Raw genomic sequence first — 20,554 nt, 5'->3', positions numbered from 1 at the left:
TGGCTTTGCTTGAATGAGAATGTCCCCCTGTTGCACTCGGGTACTATTCGACGAAAGGGTCGAGTTTTCACAATTTGTTGCACAGAATTTTTTACCTGCCTTCGCATCAAAGCTCTTTTAACCTGAGCGGCGAGGGCGGCACGGCACACTTTCGTGCCACGCGGGTGCTCTTGAGAAAAGCACCTGACTGAACCCGGCCCGGCAATGCGTTGCCCGGCCCACTTAGCCAAAGGCTCTGGAAATCCCATGTCCGATCGTTTCGAACTCTTCCTCACCTGCCCCAAGGGCCTCGAAGGCCTGTTGATCGAGGAAGCCGTCGGGCTTGGCCTTGAAGAGGCGCGCGAGCACACCTCGGCCGTGCGCGGCATGGCCGACATGGAAACGGCCTATCGCCTGTGCCTGTGGTCGCGCCTGGCCAACCGCGTGTTGCTGGTGCTCAAGCGCTTCCCGATGAAGGACGCCGAAGACCTGTACCACGGTGTGCTGGATGTCGACTGGCAAGACCATATGCTGGCCGATGGCACCCTGGCGGTGGAGTTCAGCGGCCATGGCTCGGGCATCGACAACACCCACTTCGGCGCCTTGAAGGTCAAGGACGCCATCGTCGACAAGCTGCGCACCCCGACGGGCGAGCGGCCGTCCATCGACAAGCTCAACCCGGACCTGCGCATCCACCTGCGCCTGGACCGCGGCGAAGCGATCCTTTCCCTCGACCTTTCCGGCCACAGCCTGCACCAACGCGGTTATCGCCTGCAGCAAGGCGCCGCGCCGCTGAAGGAAAACCTCGCCGCCGCGATCCTGATCCGCGCCGGTTGGCCGCGCATTGCCGCTGAAGGCGGCGCGTTGGCCGACCCGATGTGCGGTGTCGGCACGTTCCTGGTGGAAGCAGGCATGATCGCCGCCGATATGGCGCCGAACCTGCGTCGCCAGCAGTGGGGCTTCACCGCCTGGCTCGGCCATGTGCCGGCGTTGTGGAAAAAGCTCCATGAAGAGGCCACCGCTCGTGCTGAGGCCGGGTTGGCCAAGCCACCGTTGTGGATCCGTGGCTACGAAGCCGACCCACGGCTGATCCAGCCGGGCCGCAACAACGTCGAGCGTGCGGGCCTGAGCGAGTGGATCAAGATCTATCAGGGCGAAGTCGCCACCTTCGAACCGCGTCCGGACCAGAACCAGAAAGGCCTGGTGATCTGCAACCCGCCGTACGGTGAGCGTCTGGGCGACGAAGCCAGCCTGCTTTACCTCTACCAGAACCTTGGCGAGCGTCTGCGCCAGGCCTGCCTGAACTGGGAGGCGGCGGTGTTCACCGGCGCCCCGGACCTGGGTAAGCGCATGGGCATTCGCAGCCACAAGCAGTATTCGTTCTGGAACGGCGCCTTGCCGTGCAAGCTGCTGCTGATCAAGGTCCTGCCGGATCAGTTCGTCACCGGCGAGCGTCGCACCCCGGAGCAACGCCAGGCCGAGCGCGAACAGGCCGCCTACGATCAGGCCCCTGAAGTACCGCAAGAGCGCCAGTACAACAAGAACGGCAACCCGATCAAACCGGCTCCGGCCCCGGCCCCTGTGGTCGAGCAGGCGCGGTTGAGCGAAGGCGGGCAGATGTTCGCCAATCGCCTGCAAAAGAACCTCAAGTTGCTGAGTAAATGGGCCAAGCGTGAAGGTGTGGACTGCTACCGGGTCTACGATGCCGACATGCCGGAATATTCCATGGCCATCGACCTGTACCATGACTGGGTTCACGTCCAGGAGTACGTCGCGCCGAAGTCCATCGACCCGGAAAAGGCCTCGGCCCGCTTGTTCGACGCCCTGGCGGCCATTCCCCAGGCACTGAACGTCGACAAGAGCCGTGTGGTGATCAAGCGCCGCGAGCGTCAGAGCGGCACCAAGCAGTACGAACGCCAGAGCGCCCAGGGCAAGTTCACCGAGGTCAACGAAGGCGGCGTGAAGCTGCTGGTCAACCTCACCGACTACCTGGACACCGGGCTGTTTCTGGATCATCGGCCGATGCGCCTGCGGATCCAGAAAGAAGCGGCCGGCAAGCGCTTCCTCAACCTGTTCTGCTACACCGCCACCGCCAGCGTCCACGCTGCCAAGGGTGGTGCTCGGAGCACCACCAGTGTCGACCTGTCGAAAACCTATCTGGACTGGGCGCGGCGCAACCTGTCGCTCAATGGTTTTTCCGACAAGAACCGCCTGGAACAGGGTGACGTGATGGCCTGGCTGGAAGCCAGTCGTGACGAGTACGACCTGATCTTCATCGACCCGCCGACCTTCTCCAACTCCAAGCGCATGGAAGGCGTGTTCGATGTGCAGCGCGACCACGTCCAGTTGCTGGACCTGGCCATGGCGCGCCTGGCGCCTGGCGGTGTGCTGTATTTCTCCAACAACTTCCGCAAGTTCCAGCTCGAGGACAACCTCGGCGAGCGCTACGCGGTGGAAGAGATCACCGCCAAGACCATTGATCCGGATTTTGCCCGCAACGGCAAGATCCACCGTGCCTGGAAGATCATGGCACGTTGATCGAAGTCTGATTGGATCCATGAAGCCTTGTACTTCAAGGCTTCCAGCCGCATTTGAGACTGGCTAAAGTGATGGCTAATAGCTATAACTTAGGCTGTGTCCAGGGCTGTGCCTATGCCTGGCTCCATTCTGAGTTGCGTTTATGGCTTTGCATCAGGTGCGCCCCAGGATCCTGGGCTTTATCAGCGAAGATGTGTCGGCCTGGCTGGTGGCTTTTCTGGTGCTGCTGGCCGGCATCTTCTTGACCGGCTTGCTGAGCTGGGCGATGACAAACCTGTTCAATCAGCAGTTGCGCCAGCGCTTCGAGTTGCAAGCCGAGGAGCGCTTCAGCCGCATCGAAGAACGCTTCCAGGACGAGGAAGAACGTCTCGATGGCTTGCGGCGGTTCTTTGTCAATTCGGCAGGGGTTTCCAACGCGGAATTTCACGGCTACGTCGAACCGCTGTTGCGGCGCACCCTGGCCTTCGCCTGGGCGCCACGGATATCTGGGCACCTGCGACAATCCTTCGAACAAGAGACGCGAGGCCGGGGGGACGACACCTTTGCCATCCGCGAGGTCGACGATGGCGGCGGCCTGCGGCGTGCCGCCGAGCGGGACGAGTATGTGCCGGTGTTGTACCTCCAGAGCCAGCCGCTCTCAATGTCCCCCCTGGGGTTCGATCTGCTTTCCCATCCATTGCGTCGGGCCGCGCTTGAGCGGGCGGGTTTGCTTGGTACGGTGGTGGTCTCGCAGCCGTTGGACCTGATGGGGGTCGGACCGGACTTCGCCCGGGGCGTGTTGCTGGTGGCGCCGGTCACCCGAGCGGCGGCCAAGGAACCGTTCGGTTACGTGGTGGCGGGTATCAACATGCGTCAGCTGGTGGGCGATGGCTTGCCGACCGCTGGTCATGACAACCTTTCGATGCGTGTTCTGGACCAGTCCACGGACGACCGGGGGGAAGTGCTGTTCGATTCCCTCGACGCGCCGGGTGACAGTGGTTTGTCGCAGACCCGCCTGTTACGCCTGGCTGATCGCGACTACCGCGTGGAGTTGCGGCCCAGCCGGGTGTTCCTGTCGACCAATCGCTCTTCGGTCACGGGCACGGTGGTACTCGGCGGCTTGCTCAGCCTGTTGCTCAGCGCCTTGCTCTATGTGCTGGTCAGCCAGCGGCAGCGGGCCTTGAAGCTGGTGGAGCAACGCACCCGTGAACTGCGCGCCCGGGAGCAGGAGCTACGCGGCACTCATGGCCAATTGCGCGGCGTGCTGGATGCCGCGACCCAGGTCGCGATCATCGCCACTGACCTGCGCGGAGTCATCACCACTTTCAATGTCGGCGCCGAACAGATGCTCGGTTACCCGAGTTGCGAGGTGTTGCAAAGCATGACCCTGGAGAGCCTGCATGTGCCGCGGGAACTCCAGGCCCGGGCCGCCCAGCTCGGCGCGCGTTTCGGCAAACCGATTCCCACCTGCCATGCGATGCTGCTCGAGGGCGGTGAAGAGGGGGGGCAACAGGCGCGGGAGTGGACCCTGGTACGCCGCGATGGCAGCCACCTGACCGTGAACATGCTCGCCACACCCATGCTCGATGAGCAGGGGCTGTGGGTCGGGCACCTGGCAATCTGCATCGACGTCACCGAACGCAAGCGCGTCCACGAAGCGCTGGCGGCCCGTGACTTGTTGTTGAAAAAGCTCAGCGCCCATGTGCCCGGGGGGATCTATCAGTTCAGGATGGACTTCAATGGTCGCTTCAGCGTGATCTATGCCAGCGACGGCATCCGCGACATCTATGAGTTGGAGCCCGATGTATTGGTGCAGAACGCCGAGGCGATTTTCTCGCGTATCCACCCCTTGGACAGTGCGCGCGTCCGCGCTTCGATCCGTGCTTCGGCCCACACCTTGAGCCCGTGGCGTGAAGAGTACCGGGTGCAATTGCCTTTGCGCGGCCTGCGTTGGGTGCGCGGCGAGGCTACGCCCGAGGAGCTGCCTGGCGGCGGGGTGTTGTGGCACGGCTACATCTCGGATATTTCCGACCTCAAGCGCGTGGAAGAAGAACTGCGGGCGTTGTCCGTGACCGACGCCCTGACCGGCATTCGCAATCGCCGCTATTTCCAGGAGCGCCTGACCTCGGAGATGGCGCGGGTCGAGCGCGGTTCCGGTGGGCTGGCGGTCATCATGCTCGACATCGACCACTTCAAGCGCATCAATGACCAACATGGCCATGCGGTGGGCGATCGGGTATTGCAGGCAGTCTGCCAGCGCATCGCCCAACGGATGCGTCGCACCGATGTGTTCTGCCGGTTGGGTGGGGAAGAGTTCGTGGTGCTGTGCCCGGACACTGACAGCGACAGCGCCTATTCCCTGGCCCTGGAGCTATGGGAAGGCTTGCGGGCTGCGCCCATCGAGGATGTGGGGGTGATCACTGCCAGTTTCGGCATCGCCACTTGGCGCGCCGGGGAGGGCGCCGATGCGTTGCTGCTCAGGGCCGACTCGGGTGTGTACGCGGCCAAGCAGGCCGGGCGGGATCGGGTCGAGACGCAGCTGGGTTAGCCGTTTTGGCGGGGTGTATCGGGCAAAATGTGGGAGCTGGCTTGCTCTCACACTTGACCTTCAGTGGACACAAATCCCCTGTGGGAGCGAGCTTGCTCGCGATAGCGCCAGGTCAGTCACATCCCTATCAACTGGCCGACCGAATCGCGAGCAAGCTCGCTCCCACATTGGGCTGTGCGCTGGGTCAGAGCACCGAAGCCGTCTGCGGCAGTTTCGGCTGGCGGTACAGGTCCAGCAGCACCTGGTCCAGCACCGATGAAGCGCCCCATGGCTTCGGATCGTTGAGGATCGCCACCACCGCCCAAGTGTTGCCATTGATGTCGCGGCTGTAGCCGGCGATGGCGCGGACGGTGTTCAGGGTCCCGGTCTTGACGTGGGCCTCGCCCGCCATGGCAGTGGTCTTCAGGCGTTTGCGCATGGTGCCGTCGGTGCCGGCAATCGGCATCGAGCTGATGAACTCCGCCGAATACGGGCTGCGCCAGGCGGCTTGCAGCATTGCCGCCATTTCCCGGGCGCTGACCCGTTCGGCGCGGGACAGGCCGGAGCCGTTCTCCATCACCAGGTGCGGCGCGGTGATGCCTTTCTTGGCCAGCCACTGGCGCACCACCCGTTGCGCCGCCTTGGCGTCATCACCATCGGCTTCGTTACGGAACTGCGCGCCGAGGCTCAGGAACAACTGCTGGGCCATGGTGTTGTTACTGTATTTGTTGATGTCGCGGATGATCTCCGCCAGGTCCGGGGAGAACGCCCGGGCCAGCACCTTGGCGTTGCTCGGGGTCGCGGCCAGGCGGTCCTTGCCCTGGATGCTGCCGCCCAGTTCCTTCCAGATCGCCCGCACGGCGCCAGCGGTGTAGGTGGCATGGTCCAGCAGCGACAGGTAGGTCTGGGAGCTGCAACCGTCACCGAGCTGGCCGCCGACGGTCACCGTCACGCTGCCGTCCGCCTGTGGCACCGGGTTGTAGCGCACGCCGCCGGCGCATTGCTTGGAATTGACCGCCTTGACCTGGTTTTCGATGCGAATGCTGGCAATCGGCGGTTCCACCGACACCAGCACCCGGCCGCCGTCATTGCGCGCGACGAAGCGCAGGGCCTTGAGGTTGACCAGCAGGGAGTCGGGCTTGACCAGGAACGGCTTGTTTTCGTCGTTGCCGTCGTCGTTGAACTCGGGCAGTTGCGGCTGGATGAAGAAGCTGCGGTCCAGGACCAGGTCGCCGGTGATCTGCTGCACGCCGTTGGCGCGCAGGTCGCGCATCAGCAGCCAGAGTTTTTCCATGTTCAGCTTGGGATCGCCGCCGCCCTTGAGGTACAGGTTGCCGTTGAGAATCCCGCCGCTGAGGGTGCCGTCGGTGTAGAACTCGGTTTTCCACTGGTGATTGGGGCCGAGCATTTCCAGGGCCGCGTAGGTGGTCACCAGTTTCATGGTGGAAGCGGGGTTGACCGAAACGTCGGCGTTGTACAGGGTCGGAGTGCCGGGGCCATTGAGCGGCACCATCACCAGGGACAGGGCGTCATCCTGCAGTTTGCTGGCCTTGAGGGCCTTTTGCACATTGGGTGACAGGGCAGTGTTGATCGTGGCGGCGTGGGCGGTGACAGGGAGGGCCAGGGGAAGAAGAAGGCTGGCCAGAAGCAGTGGACGCAAAGATTTGATCATTTGAAATAGAACCCTGCGGGCGAGGGGGGAAAAAACGAGGACATGAAAATGAACGTCCTCAACGGTCATGAAAGTGTCGGCATTATGCCCCAAGCCGCAACGGCTTGGGCCGTGCCTGAGCCCTTCGGCTGCTATTTTTTACCGACGGTAGGCCGATACGCCCGATCAGTCGGGCAATCGACGCATCAAACTGGTAAAGTGCCGGCCGTTATTACTTATGAGGATTGTTCCAATGGCGACTAACCGTTCCCAGCGTCTGCGCAAAAAACTGTGCGTGGATGAATTTCAAGAGCTGGGTTTCGAACTGAACCTGGATTTCAAAGAAGATCTGGCCGATGAGGCTATTGACGCTTTCCTCGACGCTTTCCTGAAAGAAGCCATGGAAGCCAACGGTCTGGGCTACGTCGGCGGCGACGACTACGGTCTGGTTTGCCTGCAGAAGCGTGGCTCGGTCACCGAAGCGCAGCGCGCTGCCGTTGAAGCCTGGCTCAAGGCCCGTCCTGAGCTGACCAGCGTGGAAGTCAGCCCGCTGATGGACGTCTGGTACCCGGAAAAGCCGATCAATCCGGTCGCTTGATGGTCTGAATCGGCAGCCCGTTCTTCGGGTTGCCGATCAAAAAGATCGCAGCCTTCGGCAGCTCCTGCAGGATGTACGCATTCCAATGTAGGAGCTGCCGAAGGCTGCGATCTTTTTTTAGGCGCTACGCCAGTTCAGAATCACCAGGGTCAACACCCCCGCCACAATCCCCCAGAACGCCGAACCGATGGAGAACAGCGTCAGCCCCGACGCCGTGACCATGAAGGTGATCAGCGCTGCTTCCCGTTCCTTCACTTCGCTCATGGCGACGCTCAAGCCATTGATGATCGAGCCGAACAGCGCCAAGGCCGCGATGGACAGCACCAGTTCCTTGGGCAGCGCCGCGAACAATGCGGCCAGCGTCGCGCCGAACACCCCGGCAATCCCGTAGAAAACCCCGCACCAGACCGCCGCCGTGTAGCGCTTGCTGCGATCTTCGTGGGCGTGGGGGCCGGTGCAGATGGCTGCGCTGATGGCGGCCAGGTTGATGCCATGGGAGCCGAACGGCGCCAGCAGCAGCGAGGCAATGCCGGTGCTGGTGATCAGTGGCGAGGCCGGCACGTTGTAGCCGTCGGCCCGCAGCACGGCGATGCCGGGCATGTTCTGCGAGGTCATCGCCACCACGAACAACGGAATGCCGATGCTGATGGTGGCCGCCAGGGAGAAGTTCGGCGTGGTCCACACCGGCGTTGCGATTTCCAGGGCAAAGCCGCTGAAGTCCAGCAGCCCCAGCAGGCCCGACAGTGCCGTGCCGATCACCAATGCCGCCAATACCGCGTAGCGAGGCGACAGGCGCTTGACGATCAAGTAGGTGAAAAACATCCCCAGCACCAGGCCGGTGCGATGCTGGGTGGCGACGAAGATCTCGCTGCCGATCTTGAACAGGATGCCCGCCAGCAACGCCGCCGCCAGCGAGGCCGGAATGCGCTTGACCAGGCGCTCGAAACTGCCGGTCAGGCCGCAGATCGTTACCAGGACTGCGCAGGTAATATAGGCGCCGATGGCCTCGCCATAACTCACGCCGCCCAGGCTGGTGATCAACAGCGCCGCGCCAGGGGTCGACCAGGCGATGGTGATCGGCGTGCGATAACGCAGCGACAGTCCGATGGAGCACACGGCCATGCCAATGGAAATCGCCCAGATCCACGAGGAAATCTGCCCGCTGGTCAGCCCCGCTGCCTGTCCGGCCTGGAACATCAGCACTAGGGAACTGGTGTAGCCGGTCATCATCGCGATGAACCCGGCGACGATGGCCGAAGGTGAGGTATCGGCTAATGGACGAAGTGGCTTGGTCGTGACTTCGGTCATGGTGGGTGATGTTCCTTGTTATAGGTTATGCGTGTGGGAGCAAGCCTTGCTCCCACAGGTGTCACAGAATGGTGGGTTTAAGCCTAAACTCAACCCAACTGCCGATTGCAATACAGCCATGCCCGCAAACAGCCGTACAGTCGTGTTGCCATCAGAGGTTGTGTACAATCGAGCTGTTTTTTACGTGATACTTGCCAGCGACCCGCTGTGCCGTATTACAGTCACGGTCAATTCGCCGCAGTTCTCCCGACTCGAGTGCCCATGAACGAACAGTTGCAGCCCCTCAAGAAACAACCGCGAGCTGGTAAAGCCGGCCGCAGCGGAACCCAGGACGATATTGTCTATGCGCATATCTTCGAGGCCATCCTCGAACAACGCCTGGCGCCCGGTACCAAGTTGAGCGAAGAGGCGCTGGGGGAGATTTTCGGGGTCAGCCGCACGATCATCCGCCGGGCATTGTCACGCCTGGCCCACGAAGGCGTGGTGTTGCTGCGGCCCAATCGCGGTGCCGTCGTGGCGAGCCCGAGTGTCGAGGAGGCCCGCCAGGTGTTCATGGCCCGGCGCCTGGTGGAGCGGGCGATCACCGAACTGGCGGTGCAGCATGCCACGGCCGAACAACTGGCTGAGCTGCGGCAGATGGTCAGCGATGAGCGCGACAGTTTTTCCCGTGGCGACCGCGGCGCCGGCATCCGTTTGTCTGGCGAGTTCCACCTCAAGCTGGCCGAAGCGGCGAAGAACGCCCCGCTGATCAGTTTCCAGCGCAGCCTCGTGTCCCAGACGTCGCTGATCATCGCCCAGTACGAAAGCGGCAACCGCTCCCACTGTTCCTACGACGAACACACTCAGTTGATCGACGCCATCGAGGCGCGCGATGCGACGTTGGCGGTGGACCTGATGATGCATCACATGGACCACATCGACAGCAAACTCAACCTCGACGAAGAAAGCGCGTCGGATGACTTGCATGCGGTGTTCTCGCATTTGTTGCAGAGCAAGAAACCGGGGCGGTCGACCGCTAAGCTTTGATGGGTTGAATCAGCCTGATCGTTCCCACGCTCTGCGTGGGAACGCAGCCCGGGACGCTCCGCGTCCCAAAAGCCGAACGCAGAGCGTCCGTTGAGGCATTCCCACGCAGAGCGTGGGAACGATCAACAGCCAATAAAAATCTACCGCTGATGCACCAACCTGCCGGCCGCATAAGTCTGCGCCACTGTCCGGTCATCCCCCAGCGTCATCAACACGAACAACCGCTCGGCAATGTCCTTGGCCTGCTTCAGGCGATAGCTCAGCAGCGGCGTGGCGTTGTAGTCCAAAACCAGGAAATCCGCGTCCGTCCCCGGCTGCAACGTGCCGATCTTGTCCTCCAGGCGCAGGGCCCGGGCGCCGCCGAGGGTGGCCAGGTACAGCGACTTGAACGGGCTCAGCCGCGCGCCCTGCAACTGCATCACCTTGTAGGCTTCGTTCAGGGTGTGCAGCAGCGAAAAACTGGTGCCGCCACCGACGTCTGTGCCCAACCCTACGTTCACCTTGTGCTTCTCGGCCATCGGCAGGTTGAACAGGCCGCTGCCGAGGAAAAAGTTCGAGGTCGGGCAGAAGGCGATGGCCGAGCCGGTCTCGGCCAGGCGCGCGCATTCGTCGTCGCACAGGTGCACGCCGTGGGCGAACACCGAGCGCTCGCCGAGCAGCTGGTAGTGATCGTATACGTCCAGGTAACCCTTGCGCTCCGGGAACAGTTCCTTGACCCATTGCACTTCCTGCAGGTTCTCACTGATGTGGGTCTGCATGTACAAGTCGGGGTATTCCCCCAGCAATTGACCGGCCAGGGCCAGTTGTTCCGGGGTGCTGGTGGGCGCAAAGCGTGGGGTCACGGCGTAGTGCAGGCGACCCTTGCCGTGCCAGCGCTCGATCAGCGCCTTGCTCTGGGTGTAACTGGATTCGGCGGTGTCGGTCAGGTAGTCCGGGGCGTTGCGGTCCATCATCACCTTGCCGGCGATCATCCGCAGGTCGAGCTTCTGGGCTACTTCGAAAAACGCGTTCACCGACTGCGGATGCACGCTGCCGAACACCAGCGCGGTGGTGGTGCCGTTGCGCAGCAATTCCTTGACGAAAATATCCGCCACCGCGTCGGCGTGGGCCTTGTCGGCGAACTGGCTTTCGCAGGGGAAGGTGTAGGTGTTGAGCCAGTCCAACAGTTGCTCGCCATAGGCGCCGACCATGCCGGTTTGCGGCAGGTGGATGTGGGTGTCGATCAAACCTGGGGTGATCAGCGCGTCCGGGTAATGGGCGATTTCGATATCCGCCGCCAGGGTCGGCAGCAGGTCATGGGCGTGGCCGATGGCGCTGATCTGGCCGTTCTCCACTACCAGCAAACCGTCTTCGAAATATTCGTAGGACGCTTCGATACCTACTTCGGCCGGATCGGCGAGGCTGTGGAGCAGGGCGGCGCGGTAGGCTTTGCGTGTCAGGGGCATGGGAATTCTCAAGGAGTGTTCAACGGTTCGCCTGGCTGCGGCGCGAGGCCGGCAGCAGCTTGGCAATCGGTTCGGCGCGCACGGTGTGCTGGCCGAAATCGGCGTTATAGGTGGCGATGATTTCGCCGGCGATGGAGATGGCGATTTCCACAGGCAACTTGCCTTTGACTTCGCCGATGCCCATCGGGCAACGCATGCGTTGCAAGGTGGTGCTGTTGAAACCACGATCGCGCAGGCGATGTTCGAACTTGACCCGTTTGGTCTTCGAGCCGATCAGGCCGAAGTAGGCGAAGTCGTTGCGCTTGAGGATCGCGGCGCTCAGTTCCAGGTCGAGCTGATGGTTGTGGGTCATGACGATGCAGTAGCTGCCGGCGGGCAATTCGTCGATTTCATCCAGGGGCTCTTCGGTGACGATCTTGCGTACGCCGTGGGGCAAGTGTTCGGGGAATTCCGCCTCCCGCGAATCGATCCAGCGTACCTTGCAGGGCAGGCTCGCCAGCAGTGGCACCAGGGCGCGGCCGACATGGCCGGCGCCGAATACGGCGATCTGCGCTTGCACCTGGCCCATGGGTTCGAATAGCAATACGGTCACGCCGCCGCAGCACTGGCCCAGGCTGGCACCAAGACTGAAGCGCTCCAGATGCGTGCCTTGCTGGCCGCTGGCAAGCATTTGCCGGGCGATCTCCATGGCTTTGTATTCCAAGTGCCCGCCACCGATGGTGTCGAAGATCTGGCTGGCGCTGATGACCATTTTCGAACCGGCGTTACGCGGCGTGGAGCCGAGTTCCTCGATGATCGTCACCAGAACGCAGGGTTCGCCGCGGGTTTGCAGGTCGGCGAGGGCGCTGATCCAGTTGTACATAATTCACCTCGACTGATCGTTCCCACGCTCTGCGTGGGAATGCATCTTTGGACGCTCTGCGTCCGCTCTTCAAACTTCGACGCAGAGCGTCGGGGGCTGCATTCCCACGCAGAGCGTGGGAACGATCATCAAACGGCTTCGGACTCAGCTTCCTCAGCTTTCACGGCCTTCAACCCCCGCATCTGCTCACACCCCCACAACACCCGCTCCGGTGTCGCCGGTGCATCGATTTTCGGTTGATGCCGGTAATCCCCCAGGCTCGCCACGGCGTCCTTGATGGCGCACCACGCGGCGATGCCGAGCATGAACGGTGGTTCGCCCACGGCCTTGGAATGGAACACCGTGTCTTCAGGGTTCTTGCGGTTTTCCACCAGCTTGACCCGCAGGTCCAGGGGCATGTCGGCCACGGCGGGAATCTTGTAGCTGGCCGGGCCATTGGTCATCAGCTTGCCCTTGTCGTTCCACACCAGTTCTTCCATGGTCAGCCAGCCCATGCCCTGGATGAAACCACCCTCGACCTGGCCGATGTCGATGGCCGGGTTCAGCGAGGCGCCGACGTCGTGGAGGATGTCGGTGCGCAACATCTTGTACTCGCCGGTGAGGGTATCGACGATCACCTCGGCACAGGCCGCGCCATAGGCGTAGTAGTAGAACGGCCGGCCACGGGCCTGGCTGCGGTCGTAGTAGATTTTCGGGGTCTTGTAGAAGCCGGTGCTCGACAGCGAGACCTGGGCGAAATACGCCTGCTGCACCAGCGCCTCGAAGCTCAGGATGTGATCGCGCACCCGCACATGGCCGTTGTGGAATGCCACGTCTTCTTCGCTGACCTTGTACTGCCGCGCGGCGAACTCCACCAGGCGTCGCTTGATGGTTTCGGCGGCATTCTGCGCGGCCTTGCCGTTCAGGTCGGCGCCGCTGGAGGCCGCGGTGGGCGAGGTGTTCGGCACTTTGTCGGTGTTGGTCGCGGTGATCTGCACGCGGTCCATTTCCACCTGGAACACCTCGGCCACCACCTGGGCGACCTTGGTGTTCAGGCCCTGGCCCATTTCGGTGCCGCCATGGTTGAGGTGGATGCTGCCGTCGGTATAGACGTGGATCAAGGCGCCGGCCTGGTTGAGGAAACTGGCGGTGAACGAAATGCCGAATTTCACCGGGGTCAGCGCCAGGCCTTTTTTCAGGATCGGGCTGTTGGCGTTGTAGCGGCGGATCGCCTCGCGGCGCTCGGCGTACTGGCTGCTTTCTTCAAGCTCGGCGGTCATTTCCTCGAGCATGTTGTGCTCGACGGTCTGGTAGTAGTGGGTGACGTTGCGTTCGGTCTTGCCATAGTAGTTGGCCTTGCGCACCGCCAGCGGATCCAGGCCCAGGTGCCGGGCGATGGCATCCATCACCTCTTCGATGGCGACCATGCCTTGGGGCCCGCCGAAACCACGGTAGGCGGTGTTCGACGCGGTGTTGGTCTTGCAGCGGTGGCCGTTGATGGTGGCATCGCCCAGGTAGTAGGCGTTGTCGGCATGGAACATCGCCCGGTCGACGATGGAGGCCGACAGGTCCGGCGAGCAACCGCAGTTGCCGGCCAGTTCCAGGGCGATGCCGTGCAAGCGCCCGCGGCTGTCGAAACCCACGTCGTATTCGATGTAGAAGGGGTGGCGCTTGCCGGTCATCAGCATGTCTTCGACCCGGGGCAGGCGCATCTTGGTCGGCTGCCCGGTGAGGTGCGCGACGACCGCGCACAGGCACGCCGGGCTGGCGGCCTGGGTTTCCTTGCCGCCAAAGCCGCCGCCCATGCGGCGCATGTCCACCACGACTTTGTTCATCGGCACGCCCAGTACTTCGGCCACCAGCTTCTGCACTTCGGTGGGGTTCTGGGTCGAGCAGTAGACGATCATGCCGCCGTCCTCGGTGGGCATCACCGAGGAAATCTGGGTTTCCAGGTAAAAGTGTTCCTGGCCGCCGATGTGCAGCGACCCCTGGAGGCGATGTTCGGCGCTCGCCAGAGCCGTGGCCGAATCGCCACGTTGGTGGGTGTGGCTGTCGAGTACGAAATGCCGCTTGCGCAGGGCTTCGACCACATCCAGCACCGGTTCCAGGTCTTCGTATTCGACGATGGCCGCCATCGCCGCCTTGCGGGCGGTTTCCAGGTCTTTGGCGGCGACGGCGAGCACCGGTTGGCCGACGAACTGCACGTCATCGATGGCCAGCAGCGGGTCGCCGGGCAGCAGCGGGCCGATGTCCTTCAGCCCCGGAATGTCGGCATGGGTAATGGCGATGCGCACGCCTTCGAAGGCGTAGCAGGGCGCGGTATCGATGCGGATGATCCGGGCGTGGGCGCGGTCCGACAGCCGGGCGTAGACGTGCAACTGGTTCGGGAATTCCAGGCGGTCATCAATGTACTGCGCTTCGCCGGACACATGCTTGGCGGCGCTGTCATGCTTGACGCTGCGGCCTACGCCAGTGGTCAGGTCGCGGGCGAACAGCTCGGCCAGTTCGGCTTGGGTCTTCTCTACGGCGTGATGGTTAGACATAAGCGGTCACCCGAGTCTCGATGTGCGGCGTTTGCAGTTCGATGAAGTATTTGCGCAACAGGTTGCGGGCGCTGAGCAGGCGGTATTCCTTGCTGGCGCGGAAATCCGACAGCGGCGTGAAGTCCTCGGCCAGGGCAGCGCAGGCGCGTTCGACGGTGCTGTCGGTCCACGGCGCACCGATCAATGCCGCTTCACAATGCTTGGCGCGCTTGGGTGTGGCGGCCATGCCGCCGAAGGCGACGCGGGCGTCGCGGACCACGCCGTTGTCGATGCGCAGGTTGAACGCCGCGCACACCGCGGAAATATCATCGTCCAGGCGCTTGGACACCTTATAGGCGCGGAACGCCTGTTCGGCACTGGCCCGGGGCACGATGATCTTCTCGATGAATTCGCTTTCCTGGCGCGCAGTGACCCGGTAGTCGATGAAATAGTCCTCCAGGGCCAGTGTGCGACGGGTCTGGCCCTTGCACAGCACGATTTGCGCGCCCAGGGCGATCAGCAGGGGCGGCGAGTCGCCAATCGGCGAGGCGTTGCCGATGTTGCCGCCCAGGGTGCCCTGGTTGCGGATCTGCAGCGAGGCGAAGCGTTGCAGCAGTTCGCCAAAGTCCGGGTATTCGGCTTTCAGGGCTTCGTAGCAATCGGAGAGGGCGGTGGCGGCGCCGATCTCCAGGCGATCGTCGAAACGCTCGATGCGCTTGAGTTCGGCGACGTTGCCCACGTAGATCATCACCGGCAGGGGGCGGTGAAATTGCGTGACCTCCAGGGCCAGGTCCGTGCCGCCGGCCAGCAGGCGCGCCTGGGGGTAGGCGTCGTAGAGATCGGCCAGGTCGGCCACGGTCAGCGGTACCAGGCAGCGTTTGTCGCCGCTGTTGAGCTCGCCTGTCTCGGTCGGTGCGATGGCTTTGAGGCGAGCGATGGTCTCGGCCTCACGGGCGTCGAACTGGTCCGGTTGCTGGCCGCAGCAGGCCTGCTCGGCGGCGGCCAGGATCGGCCGATAGCCGGTGCAGCGGCACAGGTTGCCGGCCAGGGCTTCGTGGGCTTTGTGGGCGTCGGGCTGCTCGCTGTTTTTTTGCAGGGCGAACAGCGACATGACGAAGCCTGGCGTGCAGAAACCGCACTGCGAACCGTGGCAATCGACCATCGCCTGCTGGACGCTGTGCAGTTGGCCCTGGTGCTTGAGGTCTTCGACGCTGATCAGTTGCTTGCCGTGCAGGGACGAGACGAAGGTCAGGCACGAATTGAGGCTGCGATAGCGAATACGTTCGCGGCCATTCGCGTCCGTTTCCAATTCGCCCACCACCACAGTGCATGCACCACAGTCGCCGCTGGCGCAGCCTTCTTTGGTGCCCGGTTTGCCAACATGTTCGCGCAAATAGTTGAGCACGGTCAGGTTCGGGTCCAGGGCGTGCTCGCTACGGAGTTCCTGGTTGAGTAAAAACTGGATCACGGAAGGCCTCGCAGACTCATTATTGTTGTATCGACATGGGCCTGAATTTATCAGGTCTGACTTTTCGGTCAATGATTTTCTGACTTAAAGGTCAGGAAAATTTGTTTAGTCGATCAACTGCCGTGTTTGGTCAGTATGGACCCATTGTGGGAGCGAGCTTGCTCGCGATAGCGCCGGGTCTGTCGATGCGTTCATCGGCTGGTGCGCCGCCATCGCGAGCAAGCTCGCTCCCACAGGTCTGGTTCAGGATGAAGAGCTCAAACTTTTTTGCTTATATCGTGCCAAAAACCCGCTGCAGGCCCTGCGCCATGACGTATCGAGTGCGCTACACTGCGCCGCTTGTGCAGATCGAAGAGTTTGAAGGACAACCATGACGTTCAAGGCCCCGGACAGCCTCGCCGAGCAAATCGCCCACCATCTCGCCGAACGCATCATTCGCGGCGAAATGAAGCCGGGAGAGCGCATCCAGGAACAGAAGGTCACGCTGGCGCTCAATGTCAGCCGCGGCTCGGTCCGCGAGGCCTTGCTGATCCTGGAACGACGCCACTTGATCGCGATCCTGCCGCGCCGTGGTGCCCACGTCACCGAACTCACCGAGCACAAGGTGCGCAGCCTCTGCGCGCTGATGAGCGAGCTGTACATCCTGCTGGGGAACGCCGTGGCCCATGGCTGGAAAGAACAGGCCGACATGGCGCCGTTCGTGGCCATCCAGCAGCGTCTCAAGGACGCGTTTGCACGCCAGGACATCCGCACCTTCGTCGATGAAAGCTTCAGCGTGATGCGCGCCGCGTATCCGTTCGCCAACAACCCTTACTTGCAGGAAACCGTCGAGAACCTGCAACCGGCCATGAGCCGTGCCTATTTTCTCGCCCTGGAACAACGCAAGGCTGAGATGGGCGAGTTCCTCGAACTGTTCCAGCGCCTGCTCGCCGCTGTGCTGGCCCGCGATCTGCCGCAGATCCGCATTGTGCTCACGGCCTACGCCCAGCGCAGTTGCGATCTGGTGGTTTCTGCCCTGACGGCGGCCTGACGTGCGGCTCAAGTGCATCAAGTTGGCGGGGTTCAAATCCTTCGTCGACCCGACCACGGTGAACTTCCCCAGTAACATGGCGGCGGTGGTCGGACCCAACGGTTGCGGCAAGTCGAACATCATCGACGCCGTGCGCTGGGTGATGGGCGAGAGCTCGGCCAAGAACCTGCGCGGCGAGTCGATGACCGACGTCATCTTCAACGGCTCCACCAGTCGCAAACCGGTTAGCCAGGCGAGCATCGAGCTGGTGTTCGACAACTCCGACGGCACCCTGGTTGGCGAATATGCGGCTTATGCGGAAATTTCCATTCGTCGCAAAGTGACCCGCGACAGCCAGAACAGCTATTTCCTCAACGGCACCAAGTGCCGGCGTCGCGACATCACCGATATTTTCCTCGGTACCGGCCTGGGCCCGCGCAGCTACTCGATCATCGAACAGGGCATGATCTCCAAGCTGATCGAAGCCAAGCCCGAGGACTTGCGCAACTTCATCGAAGAGGCTGCGGGGATCTCCAAATACAAGGAGCGGCGGCGCGAGACCGAAAACCGCATTCGTCGCACCCATGAAAACCTGGCGCGCCTGACCGACCTGCGCGAAGAGCTCGAACGCCAGCTCGAACGTCTGCACCGCCAGGCCGAGGCCGCCAAGAAGTACCAGGAATACAAGGGCGAGGAGCGCCAGCTCAAGGCCCAGCTTTCGGCCCTGCGCTGGCAGGCGTTGAACGAGCAGGTCGGCCAGCGTGAAGCGATCATCGGCAACCAGGAAGTCAGCTTCGAAGCCTTGGTGGCCGAGCAGCGTAATGCGGACGCCGCCATCGAGCGCTTGCGCGACGGTCATCATGACCTGTCCGAGCGCTTCAATCTGGTGCAAGGACGCTTCTATTCCGTGGGGGGCGACATCGCCCGGGTCGAGCAGAGCATCCAGCATGGGCAGCAACGGCTGCGGCAGTTGCAGGATGATTTGAAGGAAGCCGAGCGGGCGCGCCTGGAAACCGAATCGCACCTGGGCCACGACCGCACGCTGCTGTTGACCCTTGGCGAAGAGCTGGACAGGCTCACGCCGGAGCAGGAAATCACCAGTGCCGCCGCCGAAGAGGCCGCCGCGGCCCTGGAAGAAGCCGAACTGACCATGCATGGCTGGCAGGAGCAGTGGGACAGTTTCAACCTGGCCTCGGCCGAGCCGCGGCGCCAGGCTGAAGTCCAGCAGTCGCGCATCCAGCAGTTGGAAACCAGTATGGAGCGCCTGGCCGAACGCCAGCGCCGCCTGTCCGAAGAGCGCGCCTTGCTCGCGGCGGACCCGGAAGATGCAGCGATCCTGGAACTGAGCGAACAACTGGCGACCAGCGAAGCCACCCTCGAAGACTTGCAGGCCAGCGAAGACGCCCAGGTCGAACGCCTTGAGCAACTGCGCCAGGCCTTGCAATTGGCCTTGCAGAACCAGCAGCAGGGCCAGGGTGAGTTGCAGCGGCTCAATGGGCGCCTGGCTTCGCTGGAGGCCTTGCAGCAAGCGGCGCTGGACCCGGGCACCGGCACCGCCGAGTGGCTGCGCGAGCAGCATCTTGCCGAACGCCCGCGGTTGGCCGAGGGCCTGAAGGTCGATGCCGGTTGGGAGCTGGCGGTGGAAACCGTACTGGGGGCCGACCTGCAAGCGGTGCTGGTGGACGACTTCGGCGGCTTCGACCTGTCGGGCTTTACCCAGGGCGATCTGCGCCTGCTCAGCCCGGCCGGCGACGGGGTGCGAATTCCCGGCAGCTTGCTGGACAAGGTCGAGGCCCAGGTGGACCTGTCGCCCTGGCTGGGACAGGTCAAACCGGTGGACAGCCTTGATCAGGCCTTGGCCCTGCGCGGGCAATTGGCGGCCGGCGAAAGCCTGATCAGTCGTGACGGGTATTGGGTTGGCCGGCATTTCCTGCGGGTGCGCCGGGCCAGCGAAGCCGAGAGCGGCATGCTCGCCCGTGGCCAGGAAATCCAGCGCCTGGGCGCCGAACGCGAAGAGCGCGAAGCCAGTGTCGAAGCCCTGGAAAGCGAATTGCAAAACCTGCGGGCGCAACAGCGTCAACAGGAAAACGGCCGCGAACACCTGCGGCGACTGTTGCAGGATGAAGCGCGCCAGCAAGGCGAGCTCAAGGCGCAGTTGTCGGCCGGCAAGGCCAAGGTCGAGCAACTGGCGCTGCGTCGCACCCGCCTGGAAGAAGAAATCGCCGAACTGGGCGAGCAGCGGGCGCTGGAGCACGAACAGATCGGCGAGGCGCGCTTGCAACTGCAAGAAGCCCTCGATGCCATGGCAGTGGACACCGAGCAGCGTGAGCTGCTGCTGGCCCAGCGTGACAGCTTGCGTGAGCGCTTGGATCGGGTGCGCCAGGAAGCACGTCAGCACAAGGACCACGCCCATCAGTTGGCGGTGCGCCTGGGCTCGCTCAAGGCGCAATACGATTCCACGCGCCAGGCCTTGGAACGGTTGGAAATGCAGTCCGAGCGCCTGACCGAAAAACGCGAGCAGTTGAGCCTCAATCTGGAGGAGGGCGAGGCACCTTTGGAAGAGCTGCGTCTGAAGCTCGAAGAGTTGCTCGACAAGCGCATGAGCGTCGACGAGGAGCTCAAGACGGCACAGATCGCCCTGGAGGACGCCGACCGCGAACTGCGTGATGCCGAGAAGCGCCGCAGCCAGGCCGAGCAGCAATCCCAACTGATCCGCGGCCAGATGGAACAGCAGCGCATGGAGTGGCAAGCCCTGACGGTGCGGCGCAAGGCCTTGCAGGACCAATTGCTGGAAGACGGCTACGACCTCGACGGCGTGCTCGCCACCCTGGTGGCCGGGGCGAATGAAAAGGACGCCGAGGAAGAACTGGAGCGCATTGCCCAGCGTATCCAGCGCCTGGGGGCAATCAACCTGGCGGCCATCGACGAGTACCAGCAGCAGTCCGAGCGCAAGCGCTACCTGGACGCCCAGAACGATGACCTGGTGGAAGCCCTGGAGACCCTGGAAAACGTCATCCGCAAGATCGACAAGGAAACCCGCAACCGCTTCAAGGATACCTTTGATCAGATCAACGGCGGTTTGCAGGCCCTTTTTCCAAAAGTTTTCGGTGGCGGCAGCGCCTATTTGGAACTGACGGGCGAAGATTTACTCGATACAGGGGTGACAATCATGGCGCGTCCTCCTGGCAAGAAGAACAGCACCATCCATTTGCTCTCCGGTGGCGAAAAGGCGCTGACCGCGCTGGCCCTGGTCTTTGCCATTTTCAAATTGAACCCGGCGCCGTTCTGCATGCTCGACGAGGTCGACGCGCCACTGGACGACGCCAACGTAGGCCGTTACGCACGGCTGGTGAAGGAAATGTCTGAAACGGTGCAGTTCATCTACATCACCCACAACAAGATCGCTATGGAAATGGCCGATCAGTTGATGGGGGTGACCATGCATGAGCCGGGCTGTTCGCGACTGGTGGCGGTGGATGTGGAGGAGGCCATGGCCATGGTGGAAAGCTAGCGGCGAGCCTCAAGCGGCAAGCTGCAAGTGAGGGGGCTTGTGGCTTGCCGCTTGTAGCGTGTAGCTGCGGGTCATGCTAGTTTAATGTCAATTTTTCGTATGCGTGGGCAAAACGCCATTCAGAACATAGAGTTGGCGCCACGTTTTAAAGC

At 62.7% G+C, this 20,554-nt stretch carries 12 protein-coding genes; 6 read left to right on the top strand and 6 right to left on the bottom strand.

Annotated features, from left to right (window positions below):
- The first annotated feature begins 246 nt into the window (after positions 1-246).
- Both rlmKL and BLP82_RS08595 read left to right on the top strand, forming a co-directional pair.
- A complete protein-coding gene (rlmKL, locus tag BLP82_RS08600) occupies positions 247-2,517 on the top strand; it encodes a bifunctional 23S rRNA (guanine(2069)-N(7))-methyltransferase RlmK/23S rRNA (guanine(2445)-N(2))-methyltransferase RlmL (protein ID WP_092166685.1) in 2,271 nt (756 codons plus the stop codon).
- Positions 2,518-2,659: 142 nt separating this feature from the next.
- A complete protein-coding gene (locus BLP82_RS08595) occupies positions 2,660-5,044 on the top strand; it encodes a sensor domain-containing diguanylate cyclase (protein ID WP_092166684.1) in 2,385 nt (794 codons plus the stop codon).
- A 184-nt stretch (positions 5,045-5,228) separates the two neighbouring features.
- Here the strand turns inward: BLP82_RS08595 and dacB are convergent, their stop codons facing one another.
- Positions 5,229-6,695 (bottom strand): D-alanyl-D-alanine carboxypeptidase/D-alanyl-D-alanine endopeptidase, encoded by a 1,467-nt coding sequence (dacB, locus tag BLP82_RS08590; RefSeq protein ID WP_060738454.1) that lies wholly within the window; start codon positions 6,693-6,695, stop codon positions 5,229-5,231.
- A 232-nt stretch (positions 6,696-6,927) separates the two neighbouring features.
- Here dacB and BLP82_RS08585 point away from each other — a divergent pair, with 232 nt between their 5' ends.
- Entirely contained in the window at positions 6,928-7,272 is a 345-nt protein-coding gene (locus BLP82_RS08585; protein WP_060738453.1) for a YggL family protein, read from the top strand.
- A gap of 117 nt (positions 7,273-7,389) precedes the next feature.
- Here BLP82_RS08585 and BLP82_RS08580 read toward each other — a convergent pair whose 3' ends face one another.
- Entirely contained in the window at positions 7,390-8,580 is a 1,191-nt protein-coding gene (locus tag BLP82_RS08580; RefSeq protein ID WP_092166683.1) for a benzoate/H(+) symporter BenE family transporter, read from the bottom strand.
- Between the two features lie 261 nt (positions 8,581-8,841).
- On the opposite strand from BLP82_RS08580, the gene BLP82_RS08575 reads away from it, so the two are divergent.
- A complete protein-coding gene (locus BLP82_RS08575) occupies positions 8,842-9,606 on the top strand; it encodes a GntR family transcriptional regulator (RefSeq protein WP_003183531.1) in 765 nt (254 codons plus the stop codon).
- A gap of 140 nt (positions 9,607-9,746) precedes the next feature.
- Here BLP82_RS08575 and guaD read toward each other — a convergent pair whose 3' ends face one another.
- The 4 genes from guaD to xdhA all read right to left on the bottom strand — a co-directional run bounded on the left by guaD (position 9,747) and on the right by xdhA (position 15,882).
- Positions 9,747-11,051 carry a guanine deaminase gene (guaD, locus tag BLP82_RS08570; protein ID WP_092166682.1) on the bottom strand — a complete coding sequence of 435 codons (1,305 nt, stop codon included), beginning with the start codon at positions 11,049-11,051 and terminating at the stop codon, positions 9,747-9,749.
- A 19-nt stretch (positions 11,052-11,070) separates the two neighbouring features.
- On the bottom strand, positions 11,071-11,913 hold the full coding sequence (gene xdhC, locus BLP82_RS08565) for a xanthine dehydrogenase accessory protein XdhC (protein WP_092166681.1): 843 nt from the start codon (positions 11,911-11,913) through the stop codon (positions 11,071-11,073).
- 128 nt (positions 11,914-12,041) lie between these two features.
- Positions 12,042-14,435 carry a xanthine dehydrogenase molybdopterin binding subunit gene (gene xdhB, locus BLP82_RS08560; RefSeq protein WP_092166680.1) on the bottom strand — a complete coding sequence of 798 codons (2,394 nt, stop codon included), beginning with the start codon at positions 14,433-14,435 and terminating at the stop codon, positions 12,042-12,044.
- Entirely contained in the window at positions 14,428-15,882 is a 1,455-nt protein-coding gene (gene xdhA / locus BLP82_RS08555; RefSeq protein WP_092166679.1) for a xanthine dehydrogenase small subunit, read from the bottom strand. The genes xdhB and xdhA overlap by 8 nt, the downstream gene beginning before the upstream one ends.
- A gap of 370 nt (positions 15,883-16,252) precedes the next feature.
- Here xdhA and BLP82_RS08550 point away from each other — a divergent pair, with 370 nt between their 5' ends.
- A complete protein-coding gene (locus tag BLP82_RS08550) occupies positions 16,253-16,912 on the top strand; it encodes a GntR family transcriptional regulator (RefSeq protein ID WP_092166678.1) in 660 nt (219 codons plus the stop codon).
- Position 16,913: 1 nt separating this feature from the next.
- The gene (smc, locus tag BLP82_RS08545; protein ID WP_092166677.1) at positions 16,914-20,402 is read left to right on the top strand and encodes a chromosome segregation protein SMC; all 3,489 of its coding nucleotides are present in this window, start codon (positions 16,914-16,916) and stop codon (positions 20,400-20,402) included.
- The last annotated feature ends 152 nt before the right edge of the window (positions 20,403-20,554 follow it).

It is taken from the genome of Pseudomonas sp. NFACC37-1 (assembly GCF_900101575.1).
In the GTDB taxonomy this organism is placed as follows: Bacteria; Pseudomonadota; Gammaproteobacteria; order Pseudomonadales; family Pseudomonadaceae; genus Aquipseudomonas; species Aquipseudomonas fluorescens_AA.
The sequence above is the reverse complement of the archived record's forward strand: the minus strand, read 5'-3'. Positions and strand labels throughout refer to the sequence as shown.